This is a genomic window from Thalassobacillus devorans, from assembly GCF_900176565.1.
GTDB lineage: Bacteria > Bacillota > Bacilli > Bacillales > Halobacillaceae > Thalassobacillus > Thalassobacillus devorans_A.
In genome coordinates this window covers 1,168,026-1,184,114 of sequence record NZ_FXEH01000005.1, presented here as the reverse complement: position 1 = coordinate 1,184,114, position 16,089 = coordinate 1,168,026, and the positions used below count along the sequence as shown (strand labels likewise).

At 42.5% G+C, this 16,089-nt stretch carries 12 protein-coding genes and 1 tRNA gene; all 13 read left to right on the top strand.

Features of this window, described 5'->3' with window-relative positions; all coding sequences use genetic code 11:
• Positions 1-188 precede the first annotated feature (188 nt).
• The 13 genes from B9Y67_RS10350 (at position 189) to B9Y67_RS10290 (ending at position 15,816) form a co-directional block, all read left to right on the top strand.
• On the top strand, positions 189-1,139 hold the full coding sequence (locus B9Y67_RS10350; RefSeq protein ID WP_085506613.1) for a YybS family protein: 951 nt from the start codon (positions 189-191) through the stop codon (positions 1,137-1,139).
• A 33-nt stretch (positions 1,140-1,172) separates the two neighbouring features.
• The gene (locus B9Y67_RS10345) at positions 1,173-3,149 is read left to right on the top strand and encodes a DHH family phosphoesterase (RefSeq protein ID WP_085506612.1); all 1,977 of its coding nucleotides are present in this window, start codon (positions 1,173-1,175) and stop codon (positions 3,147-3,149) included.
• Entirely contained in the window at positions 3,146-3,592 is a 447-nt protein-coding gene (gene rplI / locus B9Y67_RS10340; RefSeq protein WP_085506611.1) for a 50S ribosomal protein L9, read from the top strand. Before B9Y67_RS10345 ends, rplI begins: the two co-directional genes overlap by 4 nt.
• A 37-nt stretch (positions 3,593-3,629) precedes the next feature.
• Positions 3,630-4,988: a replicative DNA helicase gene (dnaB, locus tag B9Y67_RS10335; protein WP_062443552.1), complete on the top strand. Its 1,359-nt coding sequence runs from the start codon at positions 3,630-3,632 to the stop codon at positions 4,986-4,988.
• Positions 4,989-5,267: 279 nt separating this feature from the next.
• Positions 5,268-6,560 (top strand): adenylosuccinate synthase, encoded by a 1,293-nt coding sequence (locus B9Y67_RS10330; RefSeq protein ID WP_085506610.1) that lies wholly within the window; start codon positions 5,268-5,270, stop codon positions 6,558-6,560.
• Between the two features lie 318 nt (positions 6,561-6,878).
• Positions 6,879-6,951 (top strand) — tRNA-Phe (locus B9Y67_RS10325).
• A 391-nt stretch (positions 6,952-7,342) separates the two neighbouring features.
• Positions 7,343-8,788 (top strand): M23 family metallopeptidase, encoded by a 1,446-nt coding sequence (locus B9Y67_RS10320; protein ID WP_085506609.1) that lies wholly within the window; start codon positions 7,343-7,345, stop codon positions 8,786-8,788.
• Between the two features lie 154 nt (positions 8,789-8,942).
• On the top strand, positions 8,943-9,647 hold the full coding sequence (gene yycF, locus B9Y67_RS10315; RefSeq protein WP_062443543.1) for a response regulator YycF: 705 nt from the start codon (positions 8,943-8,945) through the stop codon (positions 9,645-9,647).
• Between the two features lie 6 nt (positions 9,648-9,653).
• Complete coding sequence (gene walK, locus B9Y67_RS10310) at positions 9,654-11,474, top strand: cell wall metabolism sensor histidine kinase WalK (protein WP_085506608.1); 1,821 nt, start codon at positions 9,654-9,656, stop codon at positions 11,472-11,474.
• Complete coding sequence (locus B9Y67_RS10305) at positions 11,471-12,793, top strand: YycH family regulatory protein (protein WP_085506607.1); 1,323 nt, start codon at positions 11,471-11,473, stop codon at positions 12,791-12,793. Before walK ends, B9Y67_RS10305 begins: the two co-directional genes overlap by 4 nt.
• 1 nt (position 12,794) lies before the next feature.
• Positions 12,795-13,700, top strand: coding sequence for a two-component system regulatory protein YycI (locus B9Y67_RS10300; RefSeq protein ID WP_085506606.1), 906 nt, complete (start codon positions 12,795-12,797; stop codon positions 13,698-13,700).
• Positions 13,701-13,720: 20 nt separating this feature from the next.
• Positions 13,721-14,521, top strand: coding sequence for an MBL fold metallo-hydrolase (locus tag B9Y67_RS10295; RefSeq protein ID WP_085506605.1), 801 nt, complete (start codon positions 13,721-13,723; stop codon positions 14,519-14,521).
• A 68-nt stretch (positions 14,522-14,589) separates the two neighbouring features.
• Positions 14,590-15,816: a S1C family serine protease gene (locus B9Y67_RS10290; protein WP_085506604.1), complete on the top strand. Its 1,227-nt coding sequence runs from the start codon at positions 14,590-14,592 to the stop codon at positions 15,814-15,816.
• Positions 15,817-16,089 lie beyond the last annotated feature (273 nt).

Genomic DNA, 16,089 nt, shown 5'->3' with positions numbered 1-16,089 from the left:
TCGGATTTGGTATTGGACTTATCTTATCAAACTATTAACATCCCGGCAAAGCCATTCGGAGAATCCGTGCAGTCAATATATGTAATTGCTTATTGTAACAAGAAGAAACATGTTAGAATGGTAGGAGGTACACAGGCATTAATCGAAGCATATATCTGTTATAGAGAAAGAATGGAGTGTCAGGGGAAATGATGGGGTCGAAACAAATTACAGACGGGGCTTTAATGACAGGTGTTTATCTGATATTGTTATTGATAAACGTTTTTGTCCCGTTTCTTGGAATCGTGGTATTTTTTACACTGCCCGTTCCTTTTATTCTATATAGTTATCGGCACGGCGGCAAACCAGGTATCTTCATGCTGCTCGCTGCTATTATACTTTCGTTGCTGACTGCGACGATTTATTCTTTGCCGCTAACCTTGCTGGCGGGGGTCGGGGGGCTGTTTATCGGGATATCCCTGTATAAACGGCGTACTTCCTATGAAACCCTGGCAATCGGTTCGGTCGGCTTTCTGTTAGGTCTCGTTGCTGTGTTTTTGGTAACCCAGTTATTATTCGGAGTCAATTGGATTGATGAAATCAATACGATGATGGATGAATCATTTGCCATGACTGAGGGAATGATGGAGACCATCACTGGCGACAATGAAGCTACAGAGGAACAAATTCAGGCGCTGCAGGAACAATTCAAGCAATTCCCGGATATCATTCCGAGTCTGTTTGCTATCATGGGGCTTGTGATGGCTTTCATAAGTCAGCTGCTCAGCTACAAAATCATCAACAGGCTGGACAGGGCTGATTTGAAGTTCGCTAAATTCAGAGATTTTAAGCTGCCAACGTCCATTTTATGGTATTACTTTTTTGGTATGATCTTTACCTGGATCAATACCGATCCAAACAGCACGATTTACCTTGCTGCTATTAACGTTTTCATTGTGACCGGTTTACTGATTGCGCTTCAGGGATTTGCGTTTATCTTTTACTATACCCATGTGAAAAAGCTGTCAAAAGCAGTCCCTGTATTGTCTATCATTTTAACGATCCTTTTACCGACAGTTCTGCTTTATCTTGTAAGAATCTTAGGTATAATTGATTTAGGATTTTCGTTACGGAGCCGTCTCAAAGAAAACAAAAAATGAATGCGTGGATATTGATTGTAGGAGCTGACATTCATGACGAAATTTGCTAAAAAACCAAAGATAAGCAGACACTTTTGGATCATTTATTTGTTGTCCATCGTCCTGCTTGCTTTCATTTGGTATTACGAATGGACGCTCGGTCTGTTGATGACATTACTGCTTACGGCATCTATCTATTATACAGTGCGTGCCGAACAGACGATGCTTCACGAAACCGAGGAATATATTACTACGCTTTCCTATCGGGTCAAAAAAGTCGGAGAGGAAGCGTTATTAGAGATGCCGATCGGGATTGTGCTGTTTAGTGAAGACTACCGCGTCGAGTGGACAAATCCCTATATGAATGATTTTTCCGGGGATGAAGAAACATTGGTGGGTCAATCATTGCAGGATTTATCCGAGGAGTTGGTTACTTGTATCAAAGAGGATAAAAATGAAGCCTGGATCCAAATTGGTGATTACGAGTTCCAGACTTTCATCAAAAAAGACGAACGGCTTTTATACCTGTTTGACCGGACCAAACAGTCAGAAATCCAGCATTTATATCACAATGAACAGACGGTACTGTCGATTATTTTCCTGGATAACTATGAGGAAATCACCCAGGGCATGGATGATACAGCCAAGAGTCATCTCAACTCCCAAGTGACGTCCATTTTGAATAAATGGTCAAACGAATATGGGATTTATTTGAAAAGAACTTCGCAGGAACGCTTCCTGGCCGTCATGAATCAGGAAATCCTCAATCAGTTAGAGAAATCGAAATTTGAAATATTAGATGAAGTCCGTGAGCTGATATCCAACCAGAACGTCCCATTAACGTTGAGTTATGGCATCGGTGTGGGACCTGTCAGCCTTCCGGAACTTGGGGAGCTGGCACAGTCCAGTCTTGACCTTGCACTCGGCAGGGGCGGCGATCAGGTTGCCATTAAAGATGATACCGGGAAAGTCCGCTTCTATGGCGGAAAAACGAATCCAATGGAAAAACGCACACGTGTACGTGCAAGAGTCATTTCTCATGCGTTGAAAGAGTTGGTTAAGGAAAGCGACCGTGTTTTAATTATGGGTCATAAAGCTCCGGATATGGATGCTGTCGGAGCCGCTATTGGTATTCTGAAAATCGCCCAGGCTAATGAAAAAGAAGGTTTTATCGTCATGGATGAAGATGAAATCGATACAGGCGTTGATAAAATGATCGATGAAGTGAGAGAAGACGACGAACTATGGTCTCATTTCATTTCACGGGAAGATGCTTTGGATATGGTCAATACCGAAACGCTGCTGGTCGTTGTTGATACGCATAAGCCCTCCATGGTGGTGGAAGAAAAGCTGTTAAGCAAGACAGAGCACGTCGTAGTGATCGATCACCACCGTCGTGCTGAAGAGTTTATATCCGATCCGACACTAGTCTATATGGAACCTTATGCATCATCCACGGCAGAATTGGTCACGGAATTATTAGAATACCAGCCGAAGAAGCTGAAGCTTTCGATGCTGGAAGCGACAGCACTTCTTTCTGGTATCATTGTCGATACGAAAAGCTTTACCCTGCGTACAGGATCCAGAACGTTCGATGCTGCTTCTTATTTACGTTCCAAAGGGGCGGATACCATCCTTGTTCAAAAGTTCATGAAAGAGGATTTGAACGTTTATGTACGGCGCAGTCAATTGATTGAACGTGCCGAGATTTATCGGGATGGCGTTGCTATAGCCACAGGAAATGAAGGGGAGACCTACGGACCTGTACTGATCGCCCAGGCCGCTGACACGCTACTCACGATGAGTGGAGTGGTAGCTTCCTTCGTAATATCTGAACGAAAAGATGGACGCATCGGAATCAGTGCGCGTTCACTTGGGGATGTCAATGTTCAGGTGGTCATGGAACGTATGAACGGGGGTGGGCATTTGACGAACGCCGCCACCCAATTAGAAGATACAACCATAAACGATGCAAAGGCATTGTTACAAGATATTATTGATGAATACTTTGAAGGAGGAACATCAGAATGAAGGTCATTTTCTTAGAAGATGTCAAAGGTAAAGGGAAAAAAGGCGAAGTTAAAAATGTATCCGATGGTTACGCGCGTAACTATCTGCTGAAAAATAACCTGGCTAAAGAAGCGACACCAGGTAACATGAAAGAACTCAAAGCTAAGAAAAATAAAGAAAAACAACTAGAACAGCAAGAATTAGAAGAAGCTGAAAAGCTGAAAGAAACACTGGCCGGACTTGAAGTGAAACTGACAGCGAAATCCGGTGATGGCGGCCGTCTATTTGGTTCAATCACAAGCAAGCAAATTGCCGATGAACTGAAAAAAACCCACAAAATCAAAATTGATAAACGTAAGATTGAGCTTGATAATCCAATTCGCACCCTCGGCTACACGAACGTACCTGTAAAACTTCATCCGGAAGTAACAGGAACGATCAAGGTGCATGTGGAAGAGCAATAATGCCATCCTTTTTTCTTCTAAAGGGGAGGAACAGCAAGTGAGTGAATTTTGGAATGATCGCACCCCGCCTCATAATATTGAAGCCGAGCAGGCGGTTCTCGGTGCGATCTTTTTAGAGCCTGAAGCTATGTCGACCGCAGCAGAGAAACTATTGCCTGATGACTTTTACCGGGCCAGCCATCAGCGTGTTTTTGAAGTGATGTTAACACTATCGGACCGAGGAGAACCGATTGACCTTGTTACTGTAACTACGGCATTATCCAATGCGAAGGTACTGGAGGAAGTCGGAGGCGTCTCTTATCTAAGTGACCTGGCCAATTCCGTTCCGACAGCTGCTAATATCGAATACTATGCCCGTATTGTCGATGAAAAAGCTATCTTAAGGCGGCTGATCAAGACAGCCACCGATATCGTTACTACCGGTTATTCTGACGAAGAAGATGTCGATAGCGTCCTGAATGATGCCGAGAAGAATATCCTGGATGTTTCCCAGCGGAAAAACTCCGGAGCCTTCAAGAACATTAAAGACGTTTTGATTGACGTTTATGACAATATTGAACAGCTTCACAACAATTCAGAAGGTGTTACCGGTATTCCGACAGGATATCGTGATTTGGATAAAATCACCTCTGGCTTCCAGCGTAATGATTTAATCATTGTCGCCGCCCGTCCTTCGATGGGTAAGACTGCATTCGCATTGAATATTGCTCAGAATGTCGCGATTAACACCGATGAAAATGTAGCTATTTTCAGCCTAGAGATGGGGGCTGATCAGCTTGTCTCCCGTATGCTATGCGCGGAAGGCAATATCGACGCCCAGAGGCTCCGCACAGGCAGTCTTGAAGCGGAAGACTGGGGGAAGCTGACGATGGCGATGGGAAGTCTCTCTAACGCTGGTATCTATATTGACGATACACCCGGAATCCGTGTCAGTGATATTCGTTCCAAATGCCGTCGTTTAAAGCAGGAGAATGGGCTCGGTATGATACTGATCGACTACCTGCAGCTGATTCAGGGAAGTGCCAACTCCAAAGAAAACAGGCAGCAGGAAGTTTCCGAGATCTCCCGTTCCTTAAAAGGGTTAGCCCGGGAATTGAATGTACCATTGATCGCATTATCCCAGCTATCCCGGGGTGTGGAATCCCGTCAGGACAAGCGTCCGATGATGTCTGACCTCCGGGAATCTGGAAGTATCGAGCAGGATGCCGATATCGTCGGCTTCCTGTATCGGGAAGATTACTATGAACAAGAATCCGAGAATAATAATATCGAAATCATCCTTGCCAAGCAGCGTAACGGCCCGGTCGGAACGGTCGAACTTGCCTTTGTAAAACAATACAACAAGTTCGTCGACCTCGATCACCGTTACCAGGAAAGCGATATACCACCAGCCTGATGAAAAGGTGAGCACAACCAGTGCTTACCTTTTTTACATATTGCCCAGAATTTTTTCGTCAAGAAAACAGACGATACGACTAATAAAATAGAGGTAAGAATATCCAGTGGTCGGACTAGTGTCGAATGCCTGGTTTATCAATGGGAAAATCACGAACGAATATATCCGATGCAATTTTAATGTTCGGTTATTGGATTGACGGATGCTTTTTCTATTGGTACACTTACGAGTGTCTAAAAAAATTATCACATGAACTATAATCAATGGCGGAGGTGCCTTATGTCTTCAGTAGTTGTAGTAGGAACCCAGTGGGGAGATGAAGGAAAAGGTAAAATCACGGACTTTCTATCCCAAAATGCCGAAGTTGTAGCCCGTTATCAAGGCGGAAACAATGCAGGACATACAATAAAATTTGATGGTGTCACTTATAAGTTACACTTGATCCCATCCGGGATATTCTTTGATGATAAAATATGTGTGCTTGGCAATGGAATGGTAATCGATCCAAAGGCACTCATAGAAGAACTGGAATATTTACATGATAAAGGTGTATCGACAGCCAATCTGCGTATCAGCAACCGTGCCCATGTTATTCTACCGTACCATTTAAAGCTTGACGAATTGCAGGAAGAAGAAAAAGGCGCCAACAAGATTGGTACAACTAAAAAAGGTATCGGCCCTGCCTACATGGATAAAGCAGCACGTGTCGGTATCCGTATCGCCGATTTGATGGACAAGGATGCTTTTCATGAAAAGCTTGCGCTTAACCTGGAAGAGAAAAATCGCCATTTTGAGAAACTATACGATACAGAAGCGATGCACGTGGAAGATATCTTAGAGGAATACTACGAATATGGTCAGCAAATCAAGAAATATGTGTGCGATACATCTGTTGTCTTGAATGACAATCTTGATGAGGGACGTCGTGTCCTTTTTGAAGGGGCACAGGGAGTCATGCTCGATATCGATCAGGGTACCTATCCATTTGTTACTTCATCCAACCCGATTGCGGGCGGAGTTACAATTGGTTCTGGCGTTGGACCTACAAAAATCAAGCATGTGGTCGGCGTATCTAAGGCCTATACTACTCGTGTCGGTGATGGTCCATTCCCGACTGAGCTTGACGATGAAATCGGTGAACAAATCCGGGAAGTCGGCCGTGAATACGGTACAACAACCGGTCGTCCACGCCGTGTCGGCTGGTTTGACAGTGTGGTCGTACGTCATGCCCGCCGTGTCAGTGGACTAACCGATTTGTCCTTGAATTCGATTGATGTATTGACTGGAATAGAGACATTGAAAATTTGTACTGCTTACCGATACAAGGGCGAAATCATAGAAGAGTTCCCGGCAAGTTTGAAGGTGCTTGCAGAATGTGAACCCGTATATGAAGAAATGCCAGGATGGACAGAGGACATTACAGGCGTGAAAAGTCTCCATGAGCTTCCGGCAAATGCCCGCCATTATGTGGAACGTATCTCGCAGCTTACCGGGATCCCATTGTCGATTTTCTCCGTAGGCCCAGATCGTTCCCAGACCAATGTCGTTCGCAGCGTATACAGCGCAGATTGATCGTGTTAGGAAATAGAGAAGAGAGTCAGGAAGTCACTTCATTCGATTTCCCGACTCTCTCTTTTTATGGTTATAGCACTTCTTTTTCTTTTAACAAATTTCTAAAAAAACTATTGCCACTTTATCTATTATTATGATACGATTAACCACGTTGTCGAAAGCAAGCGAGTTTTGTCACTCATAAGTCACTACTGCATATTACTGCTTGGTATGAAGCCGTAACATCGCCATAAGCGTGACCAGAACCCCATCCAAACGAGTTGTACGAAGAACACAGATATGTGATCAAAGAGAAACTAATAATCTAATTACTATTATGGCTTGGTAGCTCAGTCGGTAGAGCAACGGACTGAAAATCCGTGTGTCGGCGGTTCGATTCCGTCCCAAGCCACTGCGAAGAAGAGGTCTGAAACGTTCAGGCCTCTTTTTTGCGCTTTAAAAATTGAAATTGATTAAAAAGGATTAAAGTATAAGAAATACTAAGGATATCGCAAAATTACCGACAAGCCAAGTAGTTCTAACGTGTTGAAATAAAGTTGTAATGATATTGAAAAATATTCGGACAATTGCTCCTCAACCCTTGATATCACTGTATTTAAAAAAACTGTCAAATAAAGCGTATTTTGCTAATGTTACCGGTATCTGCCATGGATATTATAAGTGTATTACAAATGCGGGTTTCCTGTTTCGACAACCTTCTACCTTATGATAGATTGATGAAGTGACAAAATTATTAAGCAAATTAGAGATAGAGATAAAGATGACTTGGGAGGATTTTCGTAGTGAGGGAAACACTTTTCAGAGGGAAACAGTCGTCAGGAAATACGGGTTTTTGGAAAAAATTAATGCTTACCTTCCTGTTCAGTACGGTGGTTTTAGTCCATCCTGCGGTCCAGGCGGAAGGTGAACTCTCCACTGTTTATCATGTGTATGTAGGAGAAGACTACATAGGTGCTGTTGATGATAAGGAAATGGTTGAACAAGTCATCGATGATCGTATCGATGAAGCGCAAGAAAAATATGAAAATATGAATCTTACCACATCGGATGAAATTAATTTTGTGGAAGAAAAGTTATTTGAACCGTCCAATGATAATGATCAAGTGACAGACGAAATTGAGAATGAACTTGATGTACAAGCAGAAGTGTACACGGTAGAAATAGACGGTGAAACAGTCGCTAACCTACCCGACAAGGAAGCTGCGGAAGATGTCGTCCATCAGTTGAAATTGGAATACACAGATGAATCTTCCCTGGATAAAGCAGAGTTAAACATGGAAAAAGAAGAAATTATTGAAAAACAATCCGATGGTCCAGCTGTAGTAGATGTATCGTTATCAGAAGATGTGTCTTTTAACAAGAATACAATAGATCCTGAAGAAGTTTCCACGGTAGAAGAAGCGGTGGATCTACTGAAGTCTGGAAAAGAAGTTGAAAAAGACCACACGGTGAAGGACGGAGAAACCATCAGTGAAATCATTGAAAAATATGATATGACGGAAGATGAATTTTTCAAGCTTAACGATGAGATTGAAAACAACGATGATCTTAAAGAAGATGACAAAGTTACCGTAACTGAAATGGAGTCTTATGTGGACGTTATCGTGAAAGAAGAAGAAATCAAGGAAGCGAAAATCGCATATGAGACAGAAACTAAGAATACAGATGAGCTTTATAAAGGCGAAACAAAAGTAGAGCAGAAGGGCTCTGATGGTACGAAAGAAATCCATTATGCCGTTACGAAGGTGAATGGAGAAACAACCGAAACAGAGAAACTGGATGAAAAAACAGTAGAAGAACCGAAGAAAGAGATCATCCTCAAAGGTACAAAAGAGAAACCTGCTACAGGAGACGGCAAGTTTACCTGGCCGGCAGTAGGGGGAACCATCACCAGTAAGATGGGACAACGCTGGGGAAAAGCCCATAACGGCATTGATATCGCCGGAGTCAGCGACAAGACAATCAAAGCTGCTGATGGCGGCGAAGTCACCTATGCCCAGTTCAATAGTGGAGGGTATGGGAATAAAGTCGAAATCGATCATAAAAATGGGTATAAGACGACATACTCTCACTTAAGTTCCATCAGCGTAAGTGTCGGTGACAAGGTAGCTGCCGGTGACAAAATAGGCGTAATGGGAAATACCGGGAATTCCACGGGTGAGCACCTTCACTTTGAAGTGCATAAAAATGGCTCACCGGTAGACCCTTTGAAATATGTATCTAAATAAACCAAGAGGAAATCATAGCCGCGCGCAAGTATTTGCAGCGCGGCTATGTTATTGTATGAGTAAGTGTTTGCCTTAAAAAGACAATTGCATGAAAATGAGGTAAAATAAACTAGACGCATCAACTAAACTTGGATGGAAAAGGGATGTGAATTCAATGAGTCAAAAAATATTAGTAGTAGATGATGAAAAACCAATTGCAGATATCTTGAAATTCAACTTGGAAAAAGAAGGGTATACGGTAGTCTGTGCCCATGATGGCGATGAAGCGATCGAACTCGCAGATGCAGAGAATCCGGATTTGATTCTGCTTGATATTATGCTTCCGAATAAAGACGGAAACGAAGTCTGCCGGGAAGTCCGTAAAAAACATAATATGCCGATTATCATGCTGACAGCAAAAGACTCAGAAATTGATAAGGTGCTGGGACTTGAGCTTGGAGCGGATGATTATGTGACGAAGCCATTTAATAATCGGGAACTGATTGCCAGGGTGAAAGCGAACTTGCGCCGCCGATTCCAGGAACCGGAAGACCCGGCAACCCAGTCGAAGGATATTAAAATCGGCCGTCTGGTCATCCACCCGGATGCTTATACGGTTACACGTGATGGGGACTATATTGAGTTGACCCACCGTGAATTTGAATTGCTTCACTATCTGGCAAAACATATTGGGCAGGTAATGACGCGGGAACATTTGCTGGAGACTGTATGGGGTTATGATTATTATGGGGATGTACGTACGGTTGACGTTACCGTGAGAAGGCTGCGGGAAAAAATCGAGGAGAGCCCAAGTAATCCGACATGGATCGTTACACGGCGTGGCGTAGGGTATTATTTACGTAATCCAGAGCAGGAGTAGTTTTTTATGAATAAAGTTGGCTTTTTCCAATCGGTCCGCCTGAAGATCATACTCGTTTACATTCTGCTTCTGCTCTTAGGGATTCAGGTAATTGGAGCATATTTTGCCCAAAACCTGGAGCAGAACTTAGAAGACAACTTTAAAAGTTCGATTAACGACCGGATCCAATGGCTGACTTACAGCCTGACCCAGTCTTTTGATGAAGAGCGGACCGAGGAAGATGACACCCTGGAAACAGATGTGCAGTCCATTATCGGTGATTTCGAAGTAAGTGATATTTCCGAATTGTACGTGGTGGACAATAACAGCAGGATTTTGGCCACTTATGGATATGGACAGCAGGATAATATCGGCAAGAAAACACGGGATTCTAATATCCAGAGCACGTTGCTGTTAGGGGAGTCCAGAGAAAAAATTGTAGTTAGTGAAGAAAATGACCGGATACTTGTCCGAACGTTTCCTATTATGGTAGATGGGGAAACGGTCGGTGCTATATATCTCGAAGCTGAAATGAATGAAATATACAAACAAATGCGTGAGATCAATGGCATTTTTGCCAACGGAACTTTAATTTCTCTTACCATCACTGCTTTATTGGGAATATTAGTAGCCAGGACGATCACCAAACCGATTACGGAAATGAGAAAACAGGCTAAGAAAATGGCGGCCGGTGATTTCTCTCAGAAAGTAAATGTCTATGGATCGGATGAGATCGGTCAATTAGCTATCACATTTAATGATTTGAATGACAAAATTCAGCTTGCTCAAGCCACCACAGAGGGGGAACGGAGGAAGCTTAGTTCCGTATTGGCTAATATGTCGGATGGTGTCATCGCCACAGACAGGCTGGGAGCGATCACGCTGATGAATAAACCAGCTTCCCAGTTGATCGGTCGAAGCTTTGAAGATGTCCAGGGGCAGTCCCTGATTGATGTATTGGATATCAATGATCAGATTACAGATATATCGGAAGTGCAGGATGCTGGCTCGATGCTGATAGACATGAGCACGGACGAGCAATACATGGTCCTGAAAGCCAATTTTTCTTATGTGCTCGATGAACGTCAGAATATGAATGGGTTTATTACCGTTATCAGTGATGTAACCGAGCAGGAAAAAGTAGAACGGGAACGCCGCGAATTCGTTTCCAATGTGTCTCATGAATTGCGCACTCCGTTGACTACGATGAGAAGTTACTTGGAGGCACTGACCGACGGTGCATGGCAGGATAAAGAGATTGCACCCAGGTTTCTCGACGTCACTCAAAATGAAACTGAGCGTATGATCCGCCTTGTCAATGATCTGCTTCAATTGTCGAAAATGGACAACCAAGGCCATGAATTAATCAAGGATCGTGTCGAATTTAACGGTTTCTACCATCATATTATCGATCGCTTTGAAATGAATGAACCGGAAGGAATTAAATTTGAAAGAAACCTTCCGAACGAAAAAGTCTATGTATGGATGGACAAAGATAAAATAACCCAGGTAATGGATAATATTATCTCGAACGCCATTAAGTATTCACCGGAAGGCGGAACCATTCGTTTTTACACCAAAACAGCTCATAATAAAATTCAAGTCAGTGTATCGGATGAAGGGATGGGCATTCCGGCTGAAAAGGTCGATAAAATCTTTGACAGATTCTATCGTGTCGATAAAGCCCGTACCCGTAAACTGGGAGGAACCGGTCTTGGACTTGCTATTGCCCGGGAAATGATTGAAGCGCATCATGGTCAGATCTGGGCGGAAAGCAAAGAAAATAAAGGTACGACCATCCACTTTACATTGCCGCTTGTAAAAAAGAAGCGGAGGGGTAATGCATGAATTTTGAAACCTTGAAGACGATCATTTTGTTTATACTGATTATGTTCAGTTTGTTTTTAACTGTCGCTTTATGGAACTATCAGCCGAATCATGAAACTCAGGATGATGATCCGATTATCGAGAATACAAAGATTGAGAATGGACAGACACTGACAACCAGTGAGGTAATTGTTCCAAAAAATATAATATTTCATACCCTTTCCGGGGACTACAGCTATGAAAGTCCTGCAAATAAACAACAATTGTACAGACTCATCCAAAATTTCAATCTGTATAATTTTGAAACAAGTGAGACCGGTTTTCCGGATAACCATGATATGACAGAATTTGTTTTACCTACGGAAATCCCTACAAAGATGATACCGAATTTGTTTAAAGTCAGTGACGACGAAAAGCTTAGTATACCGGACGGTAACTTTAAGCATATATTATTTATCTTAGATGAAAGCAATGAAGCGATCACCGAGGTTTTGTTTATTTCAGCTGATGGTGGAGATACAGTCCGGGCGCAAGTACAGTCGACAGACGCCTATCAGACAATGGCCCAGGAACATCAATCTCTTGAAAATAAAGTTGAAATGCTGTCTTATCAGACAGAAGAAACCCGTCTATTTATACCAAAAAATGAAGTCGTGCTGGCACGCCATGATATTTCAGTCAGTCCCGTCGGTACAGAACCTTTATTGAACACTCTGTTCGATGACGTATCGCGGGTAAAAAGCAGTATCAAAAGTGATGGAACAGAAATCTTTTCAGACTTTGATAGTGAGCTGCGAATAGCCCCGGATGAAAAGAGTGTGAAATTGGAAAAAGCATTGACCAAAGAAGGCCTGCCTTTGGACACAGATGAGGTTATAAGCGAAAGCCTGTCCTTTATTAACGCCCATGAAGGCTGGACAGGTGACTATCACTTAAGTGACATATCCGACCAGCAGGTATCCTATCAAATGAATTACAATGGTTACCCGATCCTTGATAAAAGTAATTTGTCTGAGATCATGGTCAAATATCGCCAGGAAGAATTATATATCTACCAAAGACCGTTGATCCATATTGCTGTTACCTATGATACAAACCAGGAAGAAGGCGGTAATGTTACGTTGGCTTCGGGAGAAAATATTCTCGCTGAGTTGAAGAGTTCTAAACAGTTTAACGAACGCATGATTGAAGATATCCGAATTGGCTATAGTATGGTTCCTTCTGACAATGAATATGATGATGTCTATACGATGATGCCGAGCTGGTTTATTAAATATAATGGCAATTGGTATAATGTGGATCGTGATGAGAACTTTTCAGTTTTGAAAGGAGGGAATTAGAATGCAATGGGGGCAAATCAAAACACTGTTTATCCTGAGCTTTCTAATTCTCGACCTGTTTTTACTGCAGCAATTTTTAGGAAAACAAGATGAAAACTTAGAACAAATCGAAGAAAGCACGCCAGCGGAAGAACAGCTTGCTTTAGAGAATATAGATTATTCCGAAATCCCTGAGGAGCAGGAAGATATAGCATTTATTAACGGAAGCCGGGCTGAATTTTCAGAAGAAGATATGGCTGCCATTGAAAGTATAGAAGGCATTACTCCTAAGGTTCATAATAATACTCTATTGCATGCCCAGTTTAATGACCCTATACCCCTAGAAGATGATGATAGCAGTGAAGAGATCATGGATAAAGTGGATGACTACCTTATCTATAGCGACCAATATGCTTACTGGGGAAAAAATGATGAACATAATGTTCTGCTATTTTTTCAGAAAAATAATAACAGGACGATTTATTTCAACGAAAGTGGTTTATTAATGTTTTTGGTTGAAGGTGGAAACATTACTGGTTATTATCAAACTAGACTTGGTAATATTGAATCGGAAAATGAAAAAACGGAACTTGTTCAGCCGATTTCAGCTGTCTATCAGTTGTATGATAATGGGGATATAGCATCTGGTGACAAAATTACGGATATGGTTGTCGGTTATCATTCCAAGACGAAGACGAATAAGGAAGATCCGACCGGTATTCAAGTGTTTGCACCGACATGGAAAATCACTGTTAACAATGAAGAAATATATTTCGTCAATGCAACCGAGGGAAAAGTATTGGATATCGAAGAGGACGAGTTTATCTTAGATACAATGGAAACGGTTGAAGCCTCCATTCCTCCGGAAGAGGAAGAAGAAAACCCAGCTCCGGGTGAAAGTATAGAAAGTGATGATACGAATGAATAATATAGTTGGAGGGTCGATTTATGACCTTGAAGTTTAGTGTACTTGCTTCTGGCAGTACAGGAAACGCTTTTTATATAGAAACAGAACAGGAGAAAATTTTAGTCGATGCCGGTCTGAGTGGAAAAAAGATCGACCAGGCGATGGCGGATGTCGGCATCAATCCCAAAGAATTGACCAAAATTCTGGTTACTCATGAACATAGTGATCATATCAAGGGGTTAGGAATCATTGCACGCAAGTATAATTTGCCGATTTACGCCAATGAAAAAACGTGGCATGCAATGGAAGGATCCCTTGGTAAATTGACGCTTGATCAAAAATTTCATTTTGGAATGGAAGAAGTAAAGTCCTTTGGGGATCTGGACGTCGAATCGTTTGGTGTTTCCCATGATGCTGCAGATCCGATGTTTTATACGTTCCGGCACAACGGAAAAAAAGTTTCACTTGTGACCGATTTAGGATATGTGTCAGAACGTATCAAAAAAATCGTTGAAGGTTCTGATGCCTATATTTTTGAGGCGAATCATGATGTAGATATGCTGCGGATTGGAAGATATCCATGGAATATCAAACGGAGAATCCTTGGCGACTCTGGTCATGTATCCAATGAAGATTGTGCACTTGCACTGACCGATATCATAACGGATCGAACAAAGCGTATTTATTTAGCCCATTTAAGTCAAGATAACAATATGAAAGATCTTGCTCGCATGTCTGTCAGCAATTTGCTGACAGAAAGAGGATTTGAACTGGATTCTCGTATCGAACTTCATGACACGGATCCAAATCAGCCGTCACCTTTATATGTAGTGGGATCATAAGCAGTTCCTGTAAACAAGCCAGGTTTTACTAAGGAATTCCAATACAAATAGAAAGGAATGGGTGAGCCATGGGTTATTATGACGACCACTCTTCACAGACGCGTCATCAGCCAAAGAAGAAAAAAAGCTGGGCGATGCCAGCTGTCGTGGGAATCATCTTGGGCGCTGTCTTAATGATATTAGCGATGCCGGCATTGATCCAGTCAGATTTGCTTCCTTATGATTTGTCAGGCACAGAAGATGAAAACCGAATTGTCGATGAAGATCAGAACATTTCAGGCAACACGCAGAGTGTTGAAGTAGATGTCACTACCCAAGTCACAGAGATTGTAGAAGACGTCGCGCCAGCTGTCGTCGGGGTAGTCAATTTGCAATCACGATCTAATTTTTGGCAGGAGCAGGAAGAAGGGGAAGCAGGCACTGGTTCCGGAGTCATCTATAAAGTGGATGGTGACACAGCCTATGTTGTCACAAACCACCATGTAATCCAGGGAGCCGATAAAGTCGAAGTCGCCCTTGCTAATGAGAGCAGAATTACAGCCGAAATCGTCGGCAGTGATTTATTTACAGACTTAGCTGTACTAAAGATGCCTTCTGAGGAAGTGGAAAAAGCGATTCCAATCGGCAAGTCGGAAAATATCAAGGTTGGCGAGCCGGCAATCGCGATTGGAAGTCCATTAGGTTTGCAATTCTCCGGTTCTGTCACAAAGGGGATCATCAGTGGCAAGCAGCGCGCGATTCCGCAGGATTTTAATGGCGACGGGGAAGCGGATTGGCAGGCGGATGTCATTCAGACAGATGCAGCGATCAATCCTGGTAATAGTGGAGGAGCCCTGATCAATATTGAAGGCCAATTGATTGGTATCAATTCCATGAAAATTGCCCGTTCTGCTGTGGAAGGCATCGGTTTTGCCATTCCGATTGATGAAGCGAAACCGATCATTGATGAATTAGAAAACGAAGGGCAAGTGACTCGTCCATTCCTTGGAGTAGAGGCATATTCAATTTCCGATGTACCTAGAGGAGAACGCTCGGATACCTTGAACCTTCCGGAAGATGTAGACAGCGGCGTTTATATCCGTACCGTAGAACCAATGTCCCCAGCTTCTAAAGCGGGATTGGAGCAATTAGATGTTATCACGGAGCTGGATGGAGAACCGATCCAGAATATCATCGAGTTGCGTCAGCACCTGTACCATGACAAAAAAGTAGGCGATGAAATGACGGTTACGTTCTACCGGAATGGGGAGCAACAGGAAACAACAGTCACACTCGTCTCACAAGAAGATTTTTAAAGTAAGTTAAACTGTCTCTTTTAACAAAGAGGCAGTTTTTTCTATGATATTATCCACACCTTGTTAGTAACATGAGGATAAATGATATATATATAGTAGCGAACATGAATTCCTATACTAAATAACTGGTATGACCTGTGAATATGTGAATAAGTTCTGTGCATAACCTGTTTTGTATTGGGGGTTTTGTGTGAATAAGTTAAAATTCACAGGGATTGTTAATAAGTTTGTGGATAATTGTTAGTAACTCTCAGAAAAATTAAACTTTTTCCA

Coding starts and splice junctions, on each gene's coding strand:
- B9Y67_RS10350 (WP_085506613.1), top strand. CDS start 189: ATGATGGGGTCGAAACAAATTACAGACGGGGCTTTAATGACAGGTGTT.
- B9Y67_RS10345 (WP_085506612.1), top strand. CDS start 1,173: ATGACGAAATTTGCTAAAAAACCAAAGATAAGCAGACACTTTTGGATC.
- rplI (WP_085506611.1), top strand. CDS start 3,146: ATGAAGGTCATTTTCTTAGAAGATGTCAAAGGTAAAGGGAAAAAAGGC.
- B9Y67_RS10330 (WP_085506610.1), top strand. CDS start 5,268: ATGTCTTCAGTAGTTGTAGTAGGAACCCAGTGGGGAGATGAAGGAAAA.
- yycF (WP_062443543.1), top strand. CDS start 8,943: ATGAGTCAAAAAATATTAGTAGTAGATGATGAAAAACCAATTGCAGAT.
- walK (WP_085506608.1), top strand. CDS start 9,654: ATGAATAAAGTTGGCTTTTTCCAATCGGTCCGCCTGAAGATCATACTC.
- B9Y67_RS10305 (WP_085506607.1), top strand. CDS start 11,471: ATGAATTTTGAAACCTTGAAGACGATCATTTTGTTTATACTGATTATG.
- B9Y67_RS10300 (WP_085506606.1), top strand. CDS start 12,795: ATGCAATGGGGGCAAATCAAAACACTGTTTATCCTGAGCTTTCTAATT.
- B9Y67_RS10295 (WP_085506605.1), top strand. CDS start 13,721: ATGACCTTGAAGTTTAGTGTACTTGCTTCTGGCAGTACAGGAAACGCT.
- B9Y67_RS10290 (WP_085506604.1), top strand. CDS start 14,590: ATGGGTTATTATGACGACCACTCTTCACAGACGCGTCATCAGCCAAAG.